The 20415-nt window shown below is 72.8% G+C and carries 21 protein-coding genes and 1 pseudogene; 12 read left to right on the forward strand and 10 right to left on the reverse strand.

Annotation, left to right across the window (positions count from 1 at the left end; all coding sequences use genetic code 11):
* Positions 1-176: 176 nt before the first annotated feature.
* The 9 genes and pseudogenes from ACIQRW_RS29820 to ACIQRW_RS29860 all read left to right on the forward strand — a co-directional run.
* Positions 177-287 (forward strand): annotated as a pseudogene (locus ACIQRW_RS29820) (methyltransferase domain-containing protein); the annotation flags it as partial.
* Positions 235-735 carry a class I SAM-dependent methyltransferase gene (locus ACIQRW_RS29825; RefSeq protein ID WP_403765931.1) on the forward strand — a complete coding sequence of 167 codons (501 nt, stop codon included), beginning with the start codon at positions 235-237 and terminating at the stop codon, positions 733-735. The pseudogene ACIQRW_RS29820 and the gene ACIQRW_RS29825, both read left to right, overlap by 53 nt.
* A 275-nt stretch (positions 736-1010) precedes the next feature.
* Positions 1011-1889, forward strand: coding sequence for a HipA family kinase (locus ACIQRW_RS29830; RefSeq protein ID WP_403765934.1), 879 nt, complete (start codon positions 1011-1013; stop codon positions 1887-1889).
* A complete protein-coding gene (locus ACIQRW_RS29835; protein WP_403765937.1) occupies positions 1886-2269 on the forward strand; it encodes a DUF3037 domain-containing protein in 384 nt (127 codons plus the stop codon). Before ACIQRW_RS29830 ends, ACIQRW_RS29835 begins: the two co-directional genes overlap by 4 nt.
* A gap of 219 nt (positions 2270-2488) precedes the next feature.
* Complete coding sequence (gene fabG, locus ACIQRW_RS29840; protein WP_403765940.1) at positions 2489-3250, forward strand: 3-oxoacyl-ACP reductase FabG; 762 nt, start codon at positions 2489-2491, stop codon at positions 3248-3250.
* A 20-nt stretch (positions 3251-3270) separates the two neighbouring features.
* Positions 3271-4026: an SDR family oxidoreductase gene (locus ACIQRW_RS29845; protein ID WP_403765943.1), complete on the forward strand. Its 756-nt coding sequence runs from the start codon at positions 3271-3273 to the stop codon at positions 4024-4026.
* A 118-nt stretch (positions 4027-4144) separates the two neighbouring features.
* The gene (locus tag ACIQRW_RS29850) at positions 4145-5725 is read left to right on the forward strand and encodes an ABC transporter substrate-binding protein (protein WP_403765946.1); all 1581 of its coding nucleotides are present in this window, start codon (positions 4145-4147) and stop codon (positions 5723-5725) included.
* A gap of 91 nt (positions 5726-5816) precedes the next feature.
* Positions 5817-6500, forward strand: a complete 684-nt coding sequence (locus tag ACIQRW_RS29855; protein WP_403765949.1) for a uracil-DNA glycosylase — start codon at positions 5817-5819, stop codon at positions 6498-6500.
* Positions 6501-6610: 110 nt separating this feature from the next.
* Positions 6611-7150, forward strand: coding sequence for a hypothetical protein (locus ACIQRW_RS29860; protein ID WP_403765952.1), 540 nt, complete (start codon positions 6611-6613; stop codon positions 7148-7150).
* A 29-nt stretch (positions 7151-7179) separates the two neighbouring features.
* Here the strand turns inward: ACIQRW_RS29860 and ACIQRW_RS29865 are convergent, their stop codons facing one another.
* Both ACIQRW_RS29865 and ACIQRW_RS29870 read right to left on the reverse strand, forming a co-directional pair.
* Positions 7180-7650: a hypothetical protein gene (locus ACIQRW_RS29865; RefSeq protein WP_403765955.1), complete on the reverse strand. Its 471-nt coding sequence runs from the start codon at positions 7648-7650 to the stop codon at positions 7180-7182.
* A gap of 137 nt (positions 7651-7787) precedes the next feature.
* Positions 7788-8309 carry a DinB family protein gene (locus ACIQRW_RS29870; RefSeq protein WP_403765958.1) on the reverse strand — a complete coding sequence of 174 codons (522 nt, stop codon included), beginning with the start codon at positions 8307-8309 and terminating at the stop codon, positions 7788-7790.
* 134 nt (positions 8310-8443) lie between these two features.
* Between ACIQRW_RS29870 and ACIQRW_RS29875 the strand changes: the two genes are divergently transcribed.
* On the forward strand, positions 8444-9349 hold the full coding sequence (locus ACIQRW_RS29875; protein ID WP_403765961.1) for a Gfo/Idh/MocA family protein: 906 nt from the start codon (positions 8444-8446) through the stop codon (positions 9347-9349).
* Here ACIQRW_RS29875 and lnt read toward each other — a convergent pair.
* The 4 genes from lnt to ACIQRW_RS29895 all read right to left on the reverse strand — a co-directional run bounded on the left by lnt (position 9273) and on the right by ACIQRW_RS29895 (position 13874).
* Positions 9273-11033 carry an apolipoprotein N-acyltransferase gene (gene lnt, locus ACIQRW_RS29880; RefSeq protein WP_403765964.1) on the reverse strand — a complete coding sequence of 587 codons (1761 nt, stop codon included), beginning with the start codon at positions 11031-11033 and terminating at the stop codon, positions 9273-9275. The genes ACIQRW_RS29875 and lnt overlap by 77 nt on opposite strands.
* Before the next feature lie 173 nt (positions 11034-11206).
* Positions 11207-11722, reverse strand: coding sequence for a nuclear transport factor 2 family protein (locus ACIQRW_RS29885; protein ID WP_403765967.1), 516 nt, complete (start codon positions 11720-11722; stop codon positions 11207-11209).
* Between the two features lie 112 nt (positions 11723-11834).
* Positions 11835-12704 (reverse strand): universal stress protein, encoded by an 870-nt coding sequence (locus ACIQRW_RS29890; protein ID WP_403765970.1) that lies wholly within the window; start codon positions 12702-12704, stop codon positions 11835-11837.
* A 102-nt stretch (positions 12705-12806) separates the two neighbouring features.
* Positions 12807-13874: a ferric reductase-like transmembrane domain-containing protein gene (locus ACIQRW_RS29895; RefSeq protein ID WP_403765973.1), complete on the reverse strand. Its 1068-nt coding sequence runs from the start codon at positions 13872-13874 to the stop codon at positions 12807-12809.
* Between the two features lie 236 nt (positions 13875-14110).
* On the opposite strand from ACIQRW_RS29895, the gene ACIQRW_RS29900 reads away from it, so the two are divergent.
* Together ACIQRW_RS29900 and ACIQRW_RS29905 are read left to right on the forward strand one after the other, a co-directional pair.
* Positions 14111-14782, forward strand: coding sequence for a hypothetical protein (locus ACIQRW_RS29900; RefSeq protein WP_403765976.1), 672 nt, complete (start codon positions 14111-14113; stop codon positions 14780-14782).
* 344 nt (positions 14783-15126) lie between these two features.
* A complete protein-coding gene (locus ACIQRW_RS29905) occupies positions 15127-15750 on the forward strand; it encodes a sigma-70 family RNA polymerase sigma factor (RefSeq protein ID WP_403766308.1) in 624 nt (207 codons plus the stop codon).
* A 216-nt stretch (positions 15751-15966) separates the two neighbouring features.
* On the opposite strand, the gene ACIQRW_RS29910 is transcribed toward ACIQRW_RS29905, so the two are convergent.
* From ACIQRW_RS29910 to ACIQRW_RS29925, 4 genes are read right to left on the reverse strand one after another with little or no spacing between them, the layout of a single operon-like run.
* Positions 15967-17274, reverse strand: a complete 1308-nt coding sequence (locus tag ACIQRW_RS29910) for an MFS transporter (protein WP_403765979.1) — start codon at positions 17272-17274, stop codon at positions 15967-15969.
* Between the two features lie 10 nt (positions 17275-17284).
* Positions 17285-18508, reverse strand: coding sequence for an ATP-grasp domain-containing protein (locus ACIQRW_RS29915; RefSeq protein ID WP_403765982.1), 1224 nt, complete (start codon positions 18506-18508; stop codon positions 17285-17287).
* The gene (locus ACIQRW_RS29920; RefSeq protein ID WP_403765985.1) at positions 18505-19635 is read right to left on the reverse strand and encodes a pyridoxal-phosphate dependent enzyme; all 1131 of its coding nucleotides are present in this window, start codon (positions 19633-19635) and stop codon (positions 18505-18507) included. The genes ACIQRW_RS29915 and ACIQRW_RS29920 overlap by 4 nt, the downstream gene beginning before the upstream one ends.
* Entirely contained in the window at positions 19632-20372 is a 741-nt protein-coding gene (locus tag ACIQRW_RS29925) for a methyltransferase domain-containing protein (RefSeq protein WP_403765988.1), read from the reverse strand. The genes ACIQRW_RS29920 and ACIQRW_RS29925 overlap by 4 nt, the downstream gene beginning before the upstream one ends.
* Positions 20373-20415: the final 43 nt, after the last annotated feature.

The following is a 20415-nucleotide window of genomic DNA, read 5'->3' on the forward strand; positions in this document are numbered from 1 at the left end:
CCGTGCCATTCTTCGAGGCGCTGGACCTCCCCGATGAAGAGGAATCCGTCATCGACGAGAACTTCCACGACAAGGAAGCTCCGCACTACCGGTCCTGCTGCGAGATCCCCCGCACGAAGATCTCGAAGGCGTGGCTCCTCGACTGGATCGAGGAGCGAACACCGGAAGGTGTCGTCGTGGACCTCGGCAGCGGTACGGGCAGAGTAGCCGAACACCTCGCGTCGTCCCCCCGCCGTGTCGTCGCGGTGGACCGTTCCGTCGGGATGTTGGTACGCACGTCAGAGCTTTCCGCCCGAGCGGGGCGTTGCCCTGCGGGGCGACATCTGGAGCCTGCCCCTCAAGGACGGGGTGATCGACGGGGTCATCTGCTCGGGCGTCCATCTTCCCGAGTGGCGGCGCGCACTGCGAGAAGCGGCGCGCGTGCTGCGCCCCGGCGGGCGACTCATCGTGCGGGAACCCAACGCCCGCTGCAAGCTCTTCGAGCCCACCGAGAAGGCGATGAACTGGCGTGCCGCCAAAGGCGGTACGGCTCAGGAGGCGACGGAGGGAGAGCCGCAGGAAGGCCTCTCACCCGTTGAGAAGCCACTCTCGCCCAAGCACTTGGTGGAAGGCGCCGAGGCCAAAGGATTCGAAGTCACCACACTGGGGTCGGCCATGCTCTTCGGCTCGACTCCGCTGCAGCCGACCCGCTCCGCGGGGACATCCCACCAGCTCACGCTCTTGCACAGCATGTAGAAGACGTCCAACAGGGCAAACGCATCCCGCCCGTTGGCACGCACCAACTCGTAAGGGTTGTGAAGGTCTCCTCGGCCACTGTGCGCTGCTTCGCGCATGGGGCTCGGCATCACGGCGCGAAGCAATCGACGGGCTGCTCGGGGAGCGGCAGTCCCGAGGCTTAAGCCGAAAATCCCCAGATTCTCCCCAAGCGGTTTCGAGAGGGTCAGCCCAGGTGAGAGCGCCATCTAGTGTCCCGTGGATGCGAAGGATGCGATGCCGTATAGCCTGGGAAAATGCTGACCGAAGTCATCGCGACCCGCTACGTCACGCCCCTGCGTGAGGGGGGTTCGCTCCCCGGGATCGTCGAGGCCGAAGACCTGGGCACGTACGTCATGAAGTTCACCGGGGCGGGACAGGGGCGCAAGACGCTCGTCGCGGAGATCATCTGCGGGGAACTCGGCCGTCGGCTGGGGCTGCGGGTGCCGGAGCTGGTGACCATCGAGCTCGACCCCGTCATCGGACTCGCCGAGCCCGACGAGGAGGTGCAGGAGCTGCTCCGCGCGAGCGGCGGACTGAACCTCGGGATGGACTACCTGCCGGGCTCGTTCGGGTTCGATCCGCTCGCCTACGAGGTCGGGGCGGCCGAGGCCGGGCGGATCGTCTGGTTCGACGCGCTGATCAACAACGTCGACCGCTCCTGGCGCAACCCGAACCTGCTCGTCTGGCACGGCGACCTCTGGCTCATCGACCACGGCGCGACCATGATCTGGCACCACAACTGGCCCGGCGCCCAGGCCTCCGCCGACAAGCCGTACAACGCCTCGGACCATGTCCTGGCGCCCTTCGGGCCGGACATCGCGGCCGCGGCCGCCGAGCTCGCCCCGCTGGTCACCGAGGAACTGCTCACCGAGGTGGCCGCCGACGTGCCGGACGTCTGGCTGGCCGACGAGCCCGGCTTCGCCTCCGCCGACGAGGTGCGCCGGGCCTACATCGCACCTCTGCTCGCGCGGGCCGCCGACATCCACGGGCGGATCACGCTGGACGCACCGGCCGCGACCCGGCCCTCCCAGGCGCCGGGCTGGCTCACCGAGCGGCTGCCGCCCCGGCCGGAGCGGGCCGCCGACGACCGCGCCGCGGCGTCCGCCCGTACCGGTGAGGAGGGTGGCCGATGACGCGCCGCGACGTCTTCGAGTACGCGCTCCTGCGCGTCGTGCCCCGCGTCGAGCGGGGGGAGTGTTTCAACGCCGGGGTGCTCGTCTACTGCCGGGCACACTCGTTCGTCGCCGCCCGTACGCACCTCGACGAGGCGAAGCTGAAGGCTCTGGATCCGAGGGCCGATGTCATCGGGGTGCGGGCCGCCCTGCGCGCCGTCGAGGGGGTCTGCGGCGGCGGTGAGGGGGCCGGTCAGGCGGCGGGCGACGACGCCGGGCGGCGGTTCCGCTGGCTGATCGCCCCGCGCTCCACGGTCGTCCAGCCCGGTGCCGTGCACAGCGGCCTGACCGCCGACCCGGCCGGTGAGGTGGAACGGCTGCTCGACCTCCTCGTGCGCTGATCCACGCCCCGGCGGGACCATGACGGCACAGCGGCGGGCGCTCCCGCCCGGTGTGACGTGCGGCCCGCCGGGGCGTGCGCCGTTGACACCGGGTGCCAGGGCTTCTAGCGTCTCGTCTGCTGAAGGTACTAAGCGGTTGCTCAGCGGTCGGGAGTCTTTCTGACAGGGAAACGCCCCGACCCCCGCTGGGCCCCGATCCAAGGGCGAGGAGAACCAAGCATGTCCACCACCGAGCAGCGCGTCGCCATCGTGACGGGAGCGGCGCGGGGCATCGGCGCCGCCACCGCCGTACGTCTCGCGGCCGAGGGCCGTTCCATCGCCGTACTCGATCTCGACGAGGCGGCCTGCAAGGACACGGTCGAGAAGATCACCGCCGCCGGGGGCACCGCGCTCGCCGTCGGCTGCGACGTGTCGGACGCCGGCCAGGTGGAAGCCGCCGTCGCGCGGGTCGCCGCCGAGCTGGGCGCGCCGACGATCCTCGTGAACAACGCGGGCGTGCTCCGCGACAACCTGCTGTTCAAGATGAGCGAGTCCGACTGGGACCTCGTGATGAACGTGCACCTCAAGGGCGCGTTCCTGATGGCGAAGGCCGTCCAGGCCCACATGGTCGAGGCCAAGTTCGGCCGGATCGTCTCGCTCTCCTCCTCCTCGGCCCTCGGCAACCGGGGCCAGGCCAACTACTCCGCGGTCAAGGCGGGGCTCCAGGGCCTCACCAAGACGCTCGCCAAGGAGCTCGGCAAGTTCGGCGTCACCGCCAACGCCGTCGCGCCCGGCTTCATCGTCACGGAGATGACCGCGCAGACGGCCGCCCGCGTCGGCATGGGCTTCGAGGAGTTCCAGGCGGCGGCCGCCACCCAGATCCCGGTCCAGCGCGTCGGCCGTCCCGAGGACGTCGCGAACGCCATCGCCTTCTTCGCGGGCGACGACGCGGGCTTCGTCTCCGGCCAGGTCATGTACGTGGCCGGCGGACCCCTCAACTGATCCGAAGGGCAGCGGACATCATGACGGTGCAGGACAGCGGAAAAGTCGCCCTGATCACGGGCGCGAGCCGGGGCATCGGCTACGGGATCGCCGAGGCGCTCGTCGCCCGCGGCGACCGGGTGGCCATCACCGGGCGGGGCGAGGAGGCCCTGAAGGAGGCCGTCGAGCGGCTCGGCTCCGACCGGGTGATCGGCATCGCGGGCAAGGCGCACGACGAGGCGCACCAGGCCGTCGCGGTCGAGCGCACGATGGAGGCCTTCGGTCGGGTCGACTACCTGGTGAACAACGCCGGGACGAATCCGGTCTTCGGCCCCATGGCGGAGCTCGACCTGAACGTCGCCCGCAAGGTCTACGAGACCAATGTGATCTCGGCGCTGGGCTTCGCCCAGCGGACCTGGAAGGCCTGGCAGAAGGAGAACGGCGGGGCGATCGTGAACATCGCCTCGGTCGCCGGGGTCTCCGCCTCACCGTTCATCGGTGCGTACGGCATGAGCAAGGCGGCGATGGTCAACCTGACCCTCCAGCTGGCCCACGAGTTCGCCCCGGTCGTCCGGGTCAACGCCATCGCCCCGGCCGTGGTCAAGACCAGGTTCGCCGAGGCCCTCTACGAGGGGCGCGAAGCGGAGGCGGCCGCCGCCTACCCGCTGGGCAGGCTCGGCGTGCCCGAGGACATCGGGGGCGCGGCGGCCTTCCTCACCTCCGCCCAGTCCGACTGGATCACCGGTCAGACCCTCGTGGTCGACGGGGGAATTTTCCTCAACGCCGGCGTGGGCTGAGAGCGGCCTGGGCCGGTTTGGCCCTGATTGAGTCAAGTGCCCCGCCGGGCCAGCGGATTGACCCGGTGGGGCGCTGCGGTATGGTCTGCCGACCCATGGCTGATCGAGGAGCGTGCACGTGTTCTACCGGGCCAGTCTGCAGGCTGCTGCAGCCCTAGCTTCCCTTTCTCTGCTGGCCGGCTGCGGTCTCCTTTCCGACAGCGGATCGGAAACGGACCAGAAGATAACCGTCGGGACGACCAGCTCACCGTCCACACTCGATCCCGCGGCGGCCTGGGACGGTTCCTGGGAGCTGATGCGGAACGTCTACCAGACCCTGGTGAGCTTCCCCTCCGGCAGCACGATCCCGGAGCCGGACGCGGCGGAGTCCTGCAAGTTCACCGACGCCACGAGCATGGCGTACCGGTGCACGCTCAAGAAGAACCTCAAGTTCTCCAACGGCGAGAAGCTCGACGCCGAGGCCGTGAAGTACTCGATCGACCGCATCGTGGACATCCACTTCAAGGGCGGCCCGGCGGGGATGCTCGACTCCCTGGACCGGATCGAGACCAAGGGCGACGACACGGTCATCTTCCACCTGAACAAGTCCGACGCCACGTTCCCGTTCATCCTGGCCACGCCCGCCATGTCGCTCGTCGCCCCCGGCGACTACCGCAAGGACAAGATCCGCGACGACGGCAAGGTCACCGGTTCCGGCCCCTACCTCCTGGAGTCCTACGAGGACCGGGTCACCGCCGAGCTGAAGAAGAACCCGGACTACAAGGGCTTCGCCAACCGGAAGAACGACGCGGTCACCATCCGCTACTTCGAGAAGTCCGCCGACATGGTGAGCGCGCTCAAGGCGGACGAGATCGACGCCACCTACCGGGGTCTGACCGCCGAGGAGGTCGTCAGCCTGGAGGACAACAAGGACGACAACGCCGGCCTCCAGATCGTCGAGAGCACCGGCGCGGACATCCGCTTCCTGGTCTTCAACCCGAAGGACCCGGCCGCCGCGAACCCCGCCGTCCGCAAGGCCATCGCCCACGTCGTGGACCGCGACGCCCTGGTCGCCAAGGTCTACCGGGGAACCGCCGAGCCGCTCTACTCCATGGTCCCCAAGGGCATCGCCGGACACACCACGAGCTTCTTCGACACCTTCGGCGACCCGGACGTCAAGAAGGCGAAGAACATCCTCACCAAGGCCGGTATCACCGAGCCCGTGAAGATGAAGTTCTGGTACACCACCGACCGGTACGGCTCCTCCACGGAGCCCGAGTTCGAGGAGATCAAGCGGCAGCTGGAGGACTCCGGGCTGTTCGAGATCACGCTGCAGGGCGAGCCCTGGAAGGTCTTCCAGGAAGGCTTCAACAAGGGCGAGTACCCGGTCTTCGGCCGCGGCTGGTTCCCGGACTTCCCGGACCCCGACAACTTCATCGCCCCCTTCGTGGGCAAGGAGAGCGTCACCGGCACCCCGTACATCAACAAGGAGATCACCCAGCAGCTGATCCCCGCCTCGCGGCAGGAGAGCGACCGGGGCGCGGTCAGCAAGCAGTTCGAGCGGGCCCAGGAGATCCTCGTCGAGGACGTCCGCCTGCTGCCGCTGTGGCAGGGCAAGCTGTACGTCGCCGCGGGCGAGGACATCGGCGGCGGCGAGCGCGCACTCGACCCGCAGACCGTGATGCAGATGTGGGAGCTGTACCGCAAGGCCAGCTGGTAGACGTCGTACGGAGGGGCTTCCGGGGCCCGTTGTCAGTGGCGACCGGTAGGTTCTGGGATCAAGAACCTGTTGCTCACCGGAGGTTGTGGACGTGACCGATATCGACCTGCTGCCCGAGTCCTGGCGCGCTGTCCTCGGCGAAGAACTCCAGAAGCCGTACGTCAAGGAGCTGGCGGACTTCGTCGAGGAGGAGCGGGCCAAGGGGCCCGTGTATCCGCCGCGCGAGCAGGTCTTCGCCGCCCTGGACGCCACGCCGTACGAGCAGGTGAAGGTCCTCGTCCTCGGCCAGGACCCGTATCACGGCGAGGGCCAGGGACACGGGCTCTGCTTCTCCGTGCGCCCCGGTGTCAGGACTCCGCCGTCGCTGCGCAACATCTACAAGGAGATGCAGCAGGAGCTCGGCCTGCCGATCCCGGACAACGGCTATCTGATGCCCTGGGCCGAGCAGGGCGTCCTCCTGCTCAACGCCGTGCTCACCGTCCGGGGCGGCGAGGCCAACTCCCACAAGAACAAGGGCTGGGAGAAGATCACCGACGCGGTGATCCGCGCCGTCGCCGACCGGCCCGACCCGGCGGTCTTCGTGCTCTGGGGCAACTACGCGCAGAAGAAGCTGCCCCTGATCGACGAGGAGCGCCACGTGGTGGTGAAGGGCGCGCACCCCTCGCCGCTCTCCGCGAAGAGGTTCTTCGGCTCCCGCCCCTTCACCCAGATCAACGAGGCCGTGGCCGCCCAGGGGCACCAGCCGATCGACTGGCGGATCCCCGAACTCGGCTGACGGGCCCCGGCTGACCGGCCTTGACGCCCGTGTCTGACCGGATATGCGGAAGCCCGGCGTTAGCGTCGGACCGACGGCAACCGGCTGGACCGGCGACGGAGGAGACCGCAGTGGTGGAGCAGCAGGAGGCGTCCGATGACGCCGTCATGACCAGGATCGGCCAGGCGATCATGCTGCTCCACGGAGGTGACCGGGAGGAGGCCCGCAACCGCTTCGGCACGCTCTGGTCGGAGCTCGGAGCGGACGGCGACGCCCTGCACCGCTGCACCCTCGCGCACTACATGGCCGACACCCAGGACGACCCCGGCGACGAGCTGGCCTGGGATCTGCGCGCGCTGACGGCCGCCGAGGGGCTGAGAACCGCCGAGGGGCCGGGCGACGAGCCGGACGGCGGGGACGGGCCGGGCGGCGGGGAGGGGCGTGGCGGGGCCCGGGCGACGGAACACCGGGACACCCCGGCCGTCCGGGCGTTCTACCCCTCGCTACACCTCAACCTCGCGGCGGACTACCTCAAACTCGAGCGCCCCGACTCGGCCCGTATCCACCTCCAGCGGGCCCGCGCTGCGGCCGAGTCGCTCGCGGACGACGGGTACGGCGGCGGGGTCCGCGCCGCCATCGACCGGCTGGAGCTCCGCATGCGGGAGCAGTGACCCCGGGCGCCCGCGCGGAGGCGGGAGCGTCAGCGACCGTACGTATCCGAGCAGATGCGGGACTCCGGACTGCCCGCCGGCCAGCCGCCGTACCCCCGGCCGAGCGCGCAGACGTCAGCCCCGCCGCCGGGGACGCGCGGCAGGACGGGCACGGTGACGGACGGGACGCCCGGGACCCGGCGCGGCGTCCGGGACCCCGGCGGGTCCGGGCGCTCCCGAGGAGGGGAGGCCGCCGCCGGTGCGGTGCGCCGGGCCCGCGGTGGGGAGCCGGCCGCGGGCGCGGGGGAGGACGGCAGGGCCGCCCGCGGGCTCGGATCCGGCACGGCCTCCAACGCCTCACGGGCGGGCGGCTGCACGATCTGCGGGGCCACGTCCTGGGCCGGCCCGGTGGCGCCGGGATACGGTGGGGGAACGGCCCGGGGCTCCACCGAGACGCAGCCGGAGACGGCCGTGACCGTCAGCCCGACCAAAAGTTTCGCGGCGATTCTGGTTCTCTGCACCTGGGTAACTCTGCGGTGCGGCCCGCCCGCCGGGGGCCCGGTGGGCGCGGAATGGCCCGCACGAGTGACCCGGTCAGCACGGTGTCACGCCGGCGCCGGCGCCCGGGTCCCGCCCGCGGCCGCCGGAGACGCGACCGTCAGTCGCCGGTGGCGCCGTCCACGCGCTCGCGCACCAGGTCGGCGTGGCCGTTGTGCCGGGCGTACTCCTCGATCATGTGCGTGTAGATCCAGCGCAGATTGAACGGCTTGCCCGCCGAGCCGACGCCCTTGGAGAAGTCGTCCAGGCCGAACGCGGCGGCGTTCTTCCGGGCCGCCGCGACCTCCGCCCGCCAGGTGGCGTCCGCCTCGGCCCAGGTGTCCGACTCCGTCACATGGAACTCGCCGTCGGGGTCCTCCTCGGTGCAGTAGAGGTCCGGCAGCTCCTCGCCCGCCAGCACCTCACGGAACCAGCCGCGCTCCACCTCGGCCATGTGCCGAAGGAGCCCGAGCAACGTGAAGGCGGACGGCGGCACCGAGGCCTCGCGCACCTGGGCGTCCGTCAGCCCCGCGCACTTCATGGCCAAGGTCGCGCGGTGGTAGTCGAGCCAGCCCTCCAACATGGGGCGTTCGGCGGCGTCGAGAGCGGGTTCGGTGCGTTCCGGAGAAGTCATGGGGGCCATAGTTGCTCATGATCATGGCCCTGGCCAGGGAATTCGCGAGCGGACCGGCAGAAGGTCCCAGGACGGCCGCGACGTATGCTGCCGGGGCGTGAACAGCCGCGCACAGCGGCGCGGCACGGCGACAGGGAGACCTCGTGAAGATCGGTTGCATCGGGCTCGGCGACATCGCGCAGAAGGCGTACCTGCCGGTGCTCAGCGCCGTACCGGGGGTCGAACTGCATCTGCAGACCCGCACCCCCGCCACGCTCCACGCCGTCGGCGACACCCACCGCGTTCCGGCCGACGGCCGTCACACGACCCTCGACTCCCTCCTCGCCGCCGGGCTGGACGCGGCGTTCGTGCACGCCCCGACCGCCGTGCACCCGCAGATCGTGGAACGGCTCCTCGAAGCCGGTGTCGCCACCTATGTCGACAAACCGATCGCCTATGAGTACGCCGACTCCGAGCGGCTGGTGAACCTCGCCGAGGAACGCGGCGTCAGCCTCGCCGTCGGCTTCAACCGCCGCCTCGCCCCGGGCTACTCGCAGTGCGCGGAGCACCCGCGCGAGCTGATCCTCATGCAGAAGAACCGGGTCGGACTGCCCGAGGATCCCCGCACGATGATCCTCGACGACTTCATCCACGTCGTCGACACCCTGCGCTTCCTGGTCCCGGGCACCGTCGACCACACCACCGTGCGGGCCCGGATCGTGGACGGGCTGATGCACCACGTGGTGCTCCAGCTGTCCGGCGACGGATTCACCGCGATCGGCATGATGAACCGGCTGAACGGGTCGACCGAGGAGATCCTCGAAGTCTCCGGCCAGGACTCCAAGCGACAGGTCATCAACCTCGCGGACATCGTCGACCACCAGGGCCGTCCCAGCGTGCAGCGGCGCGGCGACTGGGTCCCCGTGGCCCGGCAGCGCGGCATCGAAGCCTGCGTGCACGCCTTCCTCGACGCCGTGCGCCGGGGCGAAACGCTCAGTGCCCGGGACGCCCTGGCGACCCATGAGCTGTGCGAGCGGGTGGTCCGGGAGGCCCTGGAGCAGGCCTCCTGAGCGCCCGCAGCCCCTCGACTGCGCACAGCACGGCCAGCGCCGCCAGCGCCCCGTACACCGGCCAGTCGCCGAGCCGCCCGTAGAGCGTGCTCCCGCGCGCCAGCGGCAGGTCGAACACCTCCGTCGCGCTCGCGTCCGTGCCGAGCGGGCGGCCCACCCGCTCCCCCCGGGGCCCGTACGCCGCGCTGATCCCGGTGAGCGTCGCGTGGACCATCGGGCGGCCGTTCTCGGCGGCCCGCAGCGCCCCCAGCGAGGCGTGCTGGGCCGGGGCCCAGCTGTCCTGGAACGTCGAGGTGGCGGACTCGGCGACGATCACCTGTGCCCCGTCGCGCACCAGCCTGCGGCTCATGTCGGGGAACGCCGTCTCGAAGCAGACCAGGGGGCCGATCCGCAGCCCCCGCGCCCCGTCCGGCAGGGTCATCACCACCTGGCGGTCGCCGCGCAACCGGTCCTCGCCCGCCGCCTTGCCCACGGAGGTCGCCCACCCCAGCAGGGAGCGGGCCGGGACGTACTCGCCGAACGGGACCAGACGCATCTTGTCGTAGCGGTCCCCGGTCGGCCCCTCGGGGCCCACGAGCACCGCCGACTTGAAGATCCCCGACCGCCCCGAGCCGTCCGTCTGCCGGGCGTCCACATTGACCAGCAGATCCGCGCCGACCCGGCGGGACAGGTCAGCCAGCCGCCGCGCGGTCTCCGGACGCTCCCACGCACCCGCCCCGATGCTGCTCTCGCCCCACACCACCAGGTCGACGTTCCGGCCCCGCAGCGAACGGGTCAGCTCCTCGCCCCGGTCGAAGCGGCGCGCGACGCTTCCCGGCCCCTCCACGACGCCCGGCTGCACGACGGCGATCCTGACCGTTCCGGTGTTCGTGGGCCGCGGCGCCCAGGCCCACACCGCCGCGACGGACAGGGCACACACCACCAGCAGGACGCCGGCGGCCGTACGGGCCGCGCGGTCGGCGACCAGCAGGGCCGCGCCGGTGTTCACCGCGAGCACCAGCAGACTCACCAGCCACACCCCGCCCACCGAGGCGACCCGCAGGGCGGGGGCGACCTCCCACTGACTCGCGCCGAGGAGCCCCCAGGGCCCGCCGAGCCCCTCCCAGGACCGGATCAGCTCGATCATCAGCCACCCGGAGGGCACGACGACCACGGCGGCGACGGCACGCGACACGGAAGGGGACCCGCCGAGCAGCCGGGACACCAGCAGCCCCCAGGGCGCCCAGAGCAGTCCCAGCAGGGCGGCCAGCAGCACGATGAAGACGTGGAGGCTCGGCATCAGCCAGTGGTGCACCGCGATGACGAAGCCGATGCCGCCGATCCAGCCGTCCAGCGCGGCCCTGCGGGGTGAGGGCGCGGTGCGGATCAGCAGCAGCCAGGGGACCAGCGCCACATAGGCGAACCACCAGAGTCCGGGCGCGGGAAAGGCGAGCGCGGGCAGCGCCCCGGCGAGCAGCGCCGCCGCGCCCCGGGCCCAGGGGGACGAGAGCGCCCCCGCGCCGGCGGAGCCCCGGCCGCCGGCCTCCGGACCGTCCCCGGAGGCGCCGTCACCGAAGACGCCGTCCCCGGAGGCGCCGCCTGCGCCGGAACCGCCTTCAGCAGCCGCGCCCTCACCGGACATGTTTTCGCCGGGCGCGCCGGCCGCGTTCCGGCCGACCGGGAGACGCCCGCCCCGGATTCGCATGCCGTGCCCTCCTCGGTCGTGCGCGGGCGGGCGGGCGCCGTCACCGCGTCAACCCCTGGACACCCAGTGTGGGGGAGGTGATCCCCGCCGGACACAGGGCGCGGGCCGAGCGGGGCACGGCGGACGGGCCCGGCGCCCTTCGGGCGGCGGCGACGGCAGTGCGACGGCGGGGCCTACGCGCCCTGCGCCCTGCGCCACTTCTCATGGACGGTGACCGTACGGATCAGCCAGCCAGGTTCGGCGCGGTGCAGCTCGAAGGTGTAGCGGCCGCCGGTCACGAAGTCGGGCGTGGCAACCCCGGCCTGCCCGGAATCCGCCCGGCCCGGCGTGTCCGCCTCCGGCCCGTCCGCCGCCGTCTTCCTGGCCAGGCACATCGGATTGAGGTAGTCGGCCCGTACCTCGGCCCGGTCGCCCGTATAGCCGCCCAGGTCCTCCAGGTCGATCCGGCGGTTGACGATGAGGTGCTGACGTACGGGGAAGAGGCGCATCGTCTCCTCCAGCCACCGGGCGATCTCGTCGGCCGGGCCCTCCACACCCCCGGCACCCCGGTAGTCCGCGCGGCCGTCCGGGGTGAACAGGGCGCCGTAGTCCGACCAGGCCCCGTCGTCGACGGCCACCGCGTACCCGGTGATCACCGCATCGATGGCAAGCCGGTCCAGCACGGTCGCGAGTGCCACACGCTGTGTCATCGGGCAAGTCTCGGTCAAGCCGCCCGCCAGGCCAAGGGGCCCGCGCCGACGGGCCGCGTCCGGCGACCCGTCGGGGCGGGGGAGAACGGCTCGGCAGAGCAGGGGAATCGGCTCAACAGGGCACGACGGCGACCGGTCCCAGCGCGTGCGTGACCGCCGTCTGCGCCACCGGGGACAGCCCCAGCCCGAGCGACTCGCCGCCCTTGCGACGGCCGATCACCGTCAGGGCCGCCGTCGCCGACGCGGTCACCAGGGTGCGCGAGGCCGAACCGTTGACCGGCTCCCGGACGATCTCCACCTGCGGGTACTTCTCGTGCCACCCCGAAGTCAGCTCGGCCAGGGTCCGCGCGGCCGAGCCCGCCGCCTCCTGCCGGTCCAGGACGGGGCCGCCCGCGAGCATCGAGGAGAACATCGTCCAGCCGTGCACGATCCGCAGCCGGGCACCCGGCCGGGAAGCCGCGGTGGCGAAGGCGAACTCCAGGACCGCCTCGCTGCTCTCGTCGGCTGCCACCCCCGCCACGATGTCGGTGAAGGCCCCCGCGTCCCCGGGACGGCTCTCGTCCCCCTCCGGGCGGTCCTCCTGCACGACCACGACGGGACAGCTCGCCATCGACGCGGTGGCGAGGCTGTTGGAACCGACCATCAGCGAGCGGAAGCCGCCGAGCCCGCGCGAGCCGACCACGATCATCGACGCGTCCCGGCCGAGCGAGACCAGGGCCGCCGACGGGAAGTCCAACGGGGCCAGCGTCGAGGGCCGCAGCTCCGGAGCGATGAGCGCGCTCCGGCGCACGGACTCGGCGAGGAGGGCCTCCGCCTCGCGCCGTCCGGTCTCCTCGTCGACCTGCCGGGTGATGGGGCGGACGTGGACGATCAGCAGGGGCAGCCCCCGCCGCACGGCTTCGTGGGTGGCCCAGTCGAGCGCCTGCCGACTGTGCGTGGAGCCGTCGACTGCGGCGATCACGGGAAGATCGTTGGTGGTCATGCCTCCGAGCGTACGTCGCCGGGCGGACGGCTCTCACTCGTGGTGGCGGGCGGCTCTCACCGCTGGTGTGGGCGGCTTTCACCAGTGGTGGCGGACGGCCTCTCAGTCGTGGTTATGGGTGGAGGTGGTGTCCTCCGGGGGTGTGCTGCGCCCGCCGTCGCTGCCGCTGGCCACGACGGCGACCAGGGCCACCACGACCGCCACCACCGCGAGCCGGCCGCCCAGCCGCAGCGCCCACCCCGTGCGGGCCTTCGCGGTCGCCCCGGGCCGGCCGGGCAGCTTCTCGGAGCGGCGGGCGGGCCGCATCAGGCGCAGGAGCAGCAGCACGGCGATCGGGAGCTGGAGCAGCCAGACACTCGTGCGGAACCAGCCGTCGTACCAGACGTTGGTCCCGTACAGCAGGGTGTGCCAGACGCTGAGGACGTAGACGACGATCACGCAGCGGTGCAGTACCCGCCAGGTCTTCTGGCCGATGCGGTGGCGTACGTAGAAGATCAGGCCGAGGGGGATCGCGAGGTACAGGGCCGCCTGGCCGATGGGGAGGGCGATCTTGCCGGTCCCCGAGTCGTAGCCGCCGGGGACGAGGGCCTCCACGAAGGCGGTGGCGACCGCGGAGTTCCAGGACGCGGTGTCGTGCCGGACCAGTTCGGCCCCGAACAGCAGGGCGTGGGCCGCGATCAGGGCGATGGTGTTGAGGCTCGTGGTGCGGTGCAGGCGTTCCAGCCGGGGGCCCGAAAGCGGCAGGCGGCCCGGCCGGGGGCCGGACAGCATCAGCCCGAGGATGACGGTCCCCCAGGCCCAGAGCAGGGCGGACCAGCCGAACGCCTGGCTGAGGAAGTACATCCAGAAGCCGCCCGCGTCGGCCATGAACGGCATCACGGTGACCGTGGACGAGGTCTTGTTGCGGATGCGTATGTAGAGCAGGACGAAGATCGCCGCGGTGATGAGGAGCGCCACCAGGCCGTCGGGCCACGAGGCCCGCAGGTCGGAGCGGAGCGTCGGCCGTCTCGGCTCTCCCGGCCGCCGGGGGGCGGGGACCTGGCCGTCGTCCGGTGCGGTGCTTTCGGTGGCCGCGGCCACGGTTCCAGGTCCGGCCTCGGTGGCCGGCGCGGTGCCTCCGGGCGTCTCGGCGGCCGCTGCCGGTTCAGGGGTGGGGAGTGGGTTCGTCATGCGGCCTCTTCGGGGCGGGGGCATCGGGTGGCGGGGGCGGTGCGGCGGCCCCGGGCCACGAGGCGTACGCAGACGCGTTGTTGGAGCAGTCGGACGCGGGGAGGGGAAAGTTCCCGCCCTTCACGTGTGACATGGATCACACTGAGCTGCCGGTGGGGCAAACGCGGCGAACTCCCGTTGTTTCGGCATCTGGTGCTCTTCTCTCCGGGGTGGGTGCGACTGGCACGATGGCTGCCATGGGAGCCGGAACCGCACTCCGACTCGGACGCACCGCGCTGTTCGCGGTGGTGTGCGTCGCCGTGTCCGGACTCGGCCACGCGCTGATGTCCGGCGCGCCCCTGCCCCTGCTCGTCCAGGCCGCCGCGCTGCTGCCGGTGTGCGGGGCGGGATGGTGGCTCGCCGCGCGGGAGCGGAGCGCTCCGGTGACCGTGACGGCCCATGTCCTGGGCCAGTTGGGGCTGCACGCCTTCTTCGCCTGTGCCGGATCCTGGCTGCCGTCCGGCGTCGGCGCGCACCACGCGGGCGGCGGGCGCCGTGCGTCGGACGCGATGAACCATTCCGCTCACGAGGTCCCGATCGGCGGCTCGTCGGACCTGATGGGACTTCTGGCCGCCTTCGACGGGGCGGCGTTCACTCTCGGCATGGCCGCCGCCCACGCGGTGGCCGGGCTGATCTGCGGCTGGTGGCTGTGGCGTGGCGAGGTCGCCCTCGCCCGGCTGGGCCGCTGTCTGGTGCTGTTCGTCCGGGCACCGCTGCGGACGGCCTGGCGCCTGTGGTCCGCGACGCCGCCCGCGCCCGCGCCGCCCGTCCGACGACGTGTCCGCCACCGGCCCCGCCGACCCCGGGACCTTCTCGCCCTGCACGCCATCTCCCGGCGCGGGCCACCGCTCTCCCCCCGCTTCCTCTGACCTCCATCCGCCCTCCGGCCGCTGTGCGCCGGAGGCGGTACGGGTGTGCGCCGCGCACACCCGTGACAGGCATGCCGGTTCACCGGGCCGTCCCCGACGGGGCCCGGGACCGGTCACCGGAGCCGGGCGACCGCTGCCGCGGCTCCGCAAGGACGCGAAGGACTGCTGTGACACTTCCTGCTCCCGCGCTACCGGCCACCGCGCTACCGGCCACCGCGCTACCGGACACCCTGCTACCGGCCACCGTGCTACCGGCCACCGCGCTCCCGGCCCCCGCACCACCGGCCGTCGCAAAGCCCGCTGCCGCCGCGCCGCCGCCCGCCTCCCGGCCGCCGGTCATCCGGGTGTCCACCACCCGCCTGCCCCGCCCCCGGGTCCCGGCCGCCCGGCAGAACGACGGGCAGATCACCGACTGGGCGCTCGCCGCGGGCGGCGGGGACCGGGACGCCGCCGACCGCTTCGTCCGGGCGACCTACGAGGACGTCCGCAGATTCGTCGCCTATCTCAGCTCCGACGTCCCCGGGGCCGACGACCTGGCTCAGGAGACCTACCTCCGGGCGATGAGCGGACTGGCCCGGTTCGGGGGGCGTTCCTGCGCCCGGACCTGGCTGATGTCGATCGCGCGACGCGTCGTCATCGACCGGCACCGCGCCGCCGCCGTACGCCCCCGGACCGCCGACACCGCGGACTGGCAGACCGCCGCGGAACGCGCCCAGCCCCGTCATCTCCCCGGATTCGAGGAGTCCGTCGCGGTGCTGGACGCCCTGCGCCGACTGGACCCGGCACGCCGTCAGGCCTTCGTCCTCACCCAACTGCTGGGCGCGTCCTACGAGGAGGCGGCGGCCGCCGCCGGCTGCCCGATCGGCACCGTGCGCTCCCGCGTGGCCCGCGCCCGCCGCGAACTCGCCGGGCAGTGGCGCGCGGCGCCGACCGAAGCGCACCGGCGCCCGCTCCCCGCATCGGCCTGACCGACCTGCCCAGCCCTTGGTCGGCGCCCGCCCGCGATCCCTAGGGAGTGTCCGCAAAGTATCGTCGTCCGCCCTCTGGGCGGGGCCCGCGGCGTCTGGTGCGTGCTCTCGCAAGGCGCCGGAGTGTCCTAGTAGCGGAGCTACTCGGGCATTTCGGCAACGCCGCGAGAGTGCGTGCCAGGCGTCGTGGGCCAGACGAGACTTTGCGGACACGACCTAGGGGTCCCGGGCGGTGCGCCGTCGGCGGAGCAGAAGCACCGGCAGCAACAGGCACTGGAGGCAGACCGCCACCCAGAACCCCCGCGCCGAACCCGCCGACTCCGCCGCCCCGTACAACTGCCCGCCCACCACCCCGCTGGCGAACGCGCCGATGCCCGCCGCCAGGCGCTGACGCCCGAACACGTTCGCCGGGGCGGCCGACGAACGGGCCAGCGCCTCCAAGTCGTTCTTGAGGAAGAGCACGATCTCCCCGAGGCACAGCAGCGCCCCGCCCACCGCGATCCCCGCGTGCCCCCCGGCCCCGATCGCTGCCATGCCCGCCGCCATCGCGCCGAACCCCCACCGCAGGGCGGCCGGGTAGCTCAGTGCCGCGACCCGTTCCGCCAGCAACGGCTGTGCGACGACGAGGAGGGCCGCGTACCCGGTCAGGACGGCCCCGTAGAAGGCCGCCGATGTCCGGGGGACCGCGTACAGCGCCAGATAGTGCTGGAAGAACATGAACGCGTACACGCTCAGCACGGTCACCACGAACGGGGAAGGCCCCGGGTGCGGGGCGCCGGACCCCGGGGCCCGACCGGCGGCGGGCGCTGTGGAGGACCCATCGGACGACCTGTCGGACGACCCATCGGACGACCCGTCGGAGGGCCGGTCCGCCGCGCCCGCCGGCAGCAGCGCGTGCCCGGCCCCCACGAGCGCGAACAGCACGGTGACGCAGGAGAACAGCACCCCGGGGGAGCCCATGACGAGCGGCGCGGCGGCCGGAGGGCCCAGCGCCATCCCCGCGTTGAACGCCGAACTGCTCGCCGACAGCAGCCGGGGGCGCTGCGCCTCGGCCGCCCCCTCCACCAGATACGCCTTGTTCGCCGGGAGGTACAGCGCCGCGCCCGCCGACACCAGCAGCAGCGCTCCGACCGCAAGGACCGGGCTCGTCAGCCCGGGGACGAGCGCGGCGAACCCCGCCGTACGCAGTCCCAGCGCCAGCAGCATCGCGCGCCGCAGCCCGATCCGCCCGGTCACCGGCCCCGCCACCACCCCGCCGGCGAACTGGATCAGCGAGGCGACGGCCAGCACGATGCCGACCGTGCCGAGACCGAGGCCGAGCCGTTGGTGCAGCAGCACCGACATGTAGGGCAGCACGGCGAAGCTGCCCAGCGTGATCAGGAACGAGCCCCCCAGCAGGAACCGCTGGGGACCGGTGAGCGGCGGGCGGCCCGTCCGGCCGGGAGCGGTCCTCGGCCGGGCCCGGCCCGACCGCCCACGGTCCGCGCCGGCCCCCGGAGTCCCGTCCGTCCGGCCGAGGCTCACCTTCCCGGGCTCACGGCGCCCCGGCGACGACCGGGCGGACCCGGACGGCCGCGCTCCACGCCCGGTGCTGGGCCAGCTCCGCCGTCCGCCCCTCGGCCAGCACCATGCCCGTACAGCCCCGCTGGTCGCCGACGTGGACCACGCTCTCGCCGGGCTCGCGGACCGGGAACCACTCCACCGCCCCGGGGAACGCCCCGAGTTCGTCGAGGCCGTGCCAGCCCTTCAGCACCCCGGGCCGCTCCGCGTACACCAGGACGAAGCCGTACGCGGGCCCTCCGGTGTCGAGCGGGGTGTCCAGCAGGGCCGGGCGACGGCCGAGCGCCTCGTCCATCATGGCCGTGTAGACGTTGGTCCGCAGCGTCCGGCACAGCACCTCGCCGACCAGCGCGCCGCCGATCCTGCGGTTGATCTCCACCAACTCGGGCCCGTCGGCGGTCAGGACGAACTCCACATGGGCGAAGCCGCGGGTGTGCCCCGCCGCCGCCAGGACCCGGCCCACCCATGCCTCGATCCCGGCCCGCTCGCCTTCGGCCAGCGCCACCGGGAAAGCCGCCGCCTCCTCCCGTACCACCGCCGCCCGGGACGTCTGGCGGCTCAGCACCCCGAGCAGCCGGGTGGTCCCGTCCCAGCCGATGGTCTCCGCGCTGTACAGCGGACCGGCGAGGAACGCCTCGGCGAACAGCTCGCCGACCAGCCGCTGTCGCGCCGCCTCCGCCAGCGCCCGGTGCAGGGCCTCCTCGTCGTGCACGATCCACACAGAGCGCGAGGAGGTGCCCGCCGAGTCCTTCAGGACCGCGGGCAGCCCCACTGCCCGCAGCACCTCCCCGGCGCCTTCGGGACCCGGCGGGACGGATACGGCCGCACTCCGGCTCAGCCCGCGCGCGTGCAGCGTCTCCCGGACCCGGCGCTTGTCCCGCAGCAGCCGTACGGTCCCGGGAGCCGCGCCCGGAAGCCCCAGTTCGGCGGCCAGTTCGGCGGCCGGCAGGCTCCAGGTGTCCGTCGTGTTGATCAGCCCGGCCAGGCCGGGCACGGCGGCCAGAGCCCGACGGGTGGCCTCCGGATCCATCGTGTCGACGTCCACGACGTCCAGCGCGTCCGGCGGCAGGACCGCCAGCTCGTGCCGGTAGACCGAACGGTCGCCGGTCAGCAGGCACAGCCGGTGCCCCGCTTCGGCGGCGGCCTCCGCCATCCTGCCCAGGCCGAAGGACAGGGACTCCAATGTGGCGATCGTCATGGCAGCAGCTCCACGGTCGGTACGGGGGAGGGGGCGTCGCCCTCGACGGTCCTGGCGGCCTCCGGCGCGGCGCGCCCGGCCCACTCCATCACCGACCACGGCGGCCGCAGATCGGCCGGCGACGCGATGGTCCGGGGCCGCAGCCCGGCCGGGTCCAGGGCCTCGGCATGCCGGGCGAACACCCGCTCCGCGTACCGGTGTCCGGTGTCGGCGCCCAGCATCAGATGCAGCCGCCCGGGATCGTGGGCCGCCTCCCAGGACGCCGCCAGATGGGCCGCCCCGGTGGACAGTCCCGCGAACACCGCGTGCTCCCGCAGCAGCCCGACCGCCCCCGCCATCGCATGGCGGAAGTCCAGCCAGTGGACGGTGTCGTACAGCTCGTGGCGGACGTTTCCGAACGGTATCGAGCTGCCGATGCCCGCGATGATCGCCTCCGGGTCCTCGAACCGCTCGCTCCCGAACGTCACGCTGCCGAACGGCTGGATGCCCACCAGCCGCACCGACCGCCCCGACTCCCGCAGCGCGCGGGCCAGTCCACCGGTCGACGCACCCGTGCCCACCGCGCCGACCACGGTCAGCGGACCCTCGGGCAGCGCCCCGGTGAGCAGCTCCGCGAACTCCCGGTAGCCCTCGTGGTGGACCTGGTCGTGGTACTGCCGCATCCAGTGGAAGTCCGGCCGCTCCGCCAGCAGCCGGCGCACATGGCGCACCCGCAGCTCCTGGTCCAGGCGCAGGCTCTGCGAGGGCGGCATCGCGTCGACCGTCGCGCCGAGGATCTCCAACTGCGCCCGCATGGTGGCGTCCACGGTGGTGGAGGCGACGATGTGGCAGCGCAGCCCGTAGCGGTGACAGGCCATGGCGAGCGCCAGCGCGTAGATCCCGCTGGAGCTGTCGACCAGGGTCTGCCCGGGGACCACCCGGCCCCGGCGCAGCAGCGAGCGGACCGCGCCGAGCGCCGCGTACACCTTCATCGTCTCGAAGCGGGCGAGGACGATGTCGCCGGTCAGCCGGATCAGGTCCGGGGTCTTCACCGCGTCGGTGATGTGCTCGTGGACCGTCGCGACGGCCGGGCGCGCGGAAGCGTCCGGCCCCGCGGCGCGCGGACGGGCGTCCGCCCCGGCCCTCACTTGCGCCGCCCGCGCACGATCAGCCGGTCCGAGCGCTGGTCGTAGCCGGACGCGTCGAACCCGCCGAAGCACTCCACGTCGGTGAAGCCCGCGCTCTCGAAGAGGGCGTGGAGCTCGGCCGCCGAGTAGAGCCAGGAGGTGATGGACGCCGTCCGCGCGGTCGTGCCGCGCACCAGCGTCCAGTCCGTGCGCAGCCGCCGCCAGCTGTCGAGCACGGTGTCGCGCTGGACCACGTAGGCGCCGTCGGGCAGATCGACCGCCTTCGGCCGCCCGATCCAGCCCGCCAGCACCTCCTTGCCCATCACGTCCACCAGGAGCTGCCCGCCGGGGGCGAGGCTCTCATGGGCGTTGCGCAGCACCCGGAGGTTGTCGTCGGCCTCGTCGAAGTAGCCGAACGACGTGAAGACGTTCAGCACCACGTCGAAGGCGCCCGGCTGCCGGTACGTGAGCATGTCGGCGCGCTCCAGCCGGACCTCGGCGCCCGCCGCGTCGCAGGCGGCCCGGGCGCTCTCCAGCATGGAGGGCGACAGATCGACCCCCGTCACCTCGTACCCGCGCTCCGCCAGCGGCACCACGAAGAGACCCGGCCCGCAGCACAGGTCCAGGACTCTCGTGCCCGGTGGGAAGTCCAGCAGGGGAGAGGACGCGACCAGGGCGGCGGTGGACTCGGCCCGCGCCGCCGAGAACATCGTCGGGGCGAAATCGGACCAGAGCGCGTCGTCCTCGTACCAGTGCATGCCTCGCGGCCTCCTCCCGGGCCCGGGGCCCCGTGGGTGTCCT

Source organism: Streptomyces sp. NPDC091287 (genome assembly GCF_044768525.1).
In the GTDB taxonomy this organism is placed as follows: domain Bacteria; phylum Actinomycetota; class Actinomycetes; order Streptomycetales; family Streptomycetaceae; genus Streptomyces.

What these genes read in the sequence shown, in the direction of transcription:
- ACIQRW_RS29830 (WP_403765934.1), top strand. Translation starts at nt 1,011, where the DNA reads ATGCTGACCGAAGTCATCGCGACCCGCTACGTCACGCCCCTGCGTGAG.
- ACIQRW_RS29890 (WP_403765970.1), bottom strand. Translation starts at nt 12,704, where the DNA reads ATGACCACCAACGATCTTCCCGTGATCGCCGCAGTCGACGGCTCCACG.
- fabG (WP_403765940.1), top strand. Translation starts at nt 2,489, where the DNA reads ATGTCCACCACCGAGCAGCGCGTCGCCATCGTGACGGGAGCGGCGCGG.
- ACIQRW_RS29925 (WP_403765988.1), bottom strand. Translation starts at nt 20,372, where the DNA reads ATGCACTGGTACGAGGACGACGCGCTCTGGTCCGATTTCGCCCCGACG.
- lnt (WP_403765964.1), bottom strand. Translation starts at nt 11,033, where the DNA reads ATGCGAATCCGGGGCGGGCGTCTCCCGGTCGGCCGGAACGCGGCCGGC.
- ACIQRW_RS29915 (WP_403765982.1), bottom strand. Translation starts at nt 18,508, where the DNA reads ATGACGATCGCCACATTGGAGTCCCTGTCCTTCGGCCTGGGCAGGATG.
- ACIQRW_RS29885 (WP_403765967.1), bottom strand. Translation starts at nt 11,722, where the DNA reads ATGACACAGCGTGTGGCACTCGCGACCGTGCTGGACCGGCTTGCCATC.
- ACIQRW_RS29870 (WP_403765958.1), bottom strand. Translation starts at nt 8,309, where the DNA reads ATGGCCCCCATGACTTCTCCGGAACGCACCGAACCCGCTCTCGACGCC.
- ACIQRW_RS29900 (WP_403765976.1), top strand. Translation starts at nt 14,111, where the DNA reads ATGGGAGCCGGAACCGCACTCCGACTCGGACGCACCGCGCTGTTCGCG.
- ACIQRW_RS29895 (WP_403765973.1), bottom strand. Translation starts at nt 13,874, where the DNA reads ATGACGAACCCACTCCCCACCCCTGAACCGGCAGCGGCCGCCGAGACG.
- ACIQRW_RS29835 (WP_403765937.1), top strand. Translation starts at nt 1,886, where the DNA reads ATGACGCGCCGCGACGTCTTCGAGTACGCGCTCCTGCGCGTCGTGCCC.
- ACIQRW_RS29845 (WP_403765943.1), top strand. Translation starts at nt 3,271, where the DNA reads ATGACGGTGCAGGACAGCGGAAAAGTCGCCCTGATCACGGGCGCGAGC.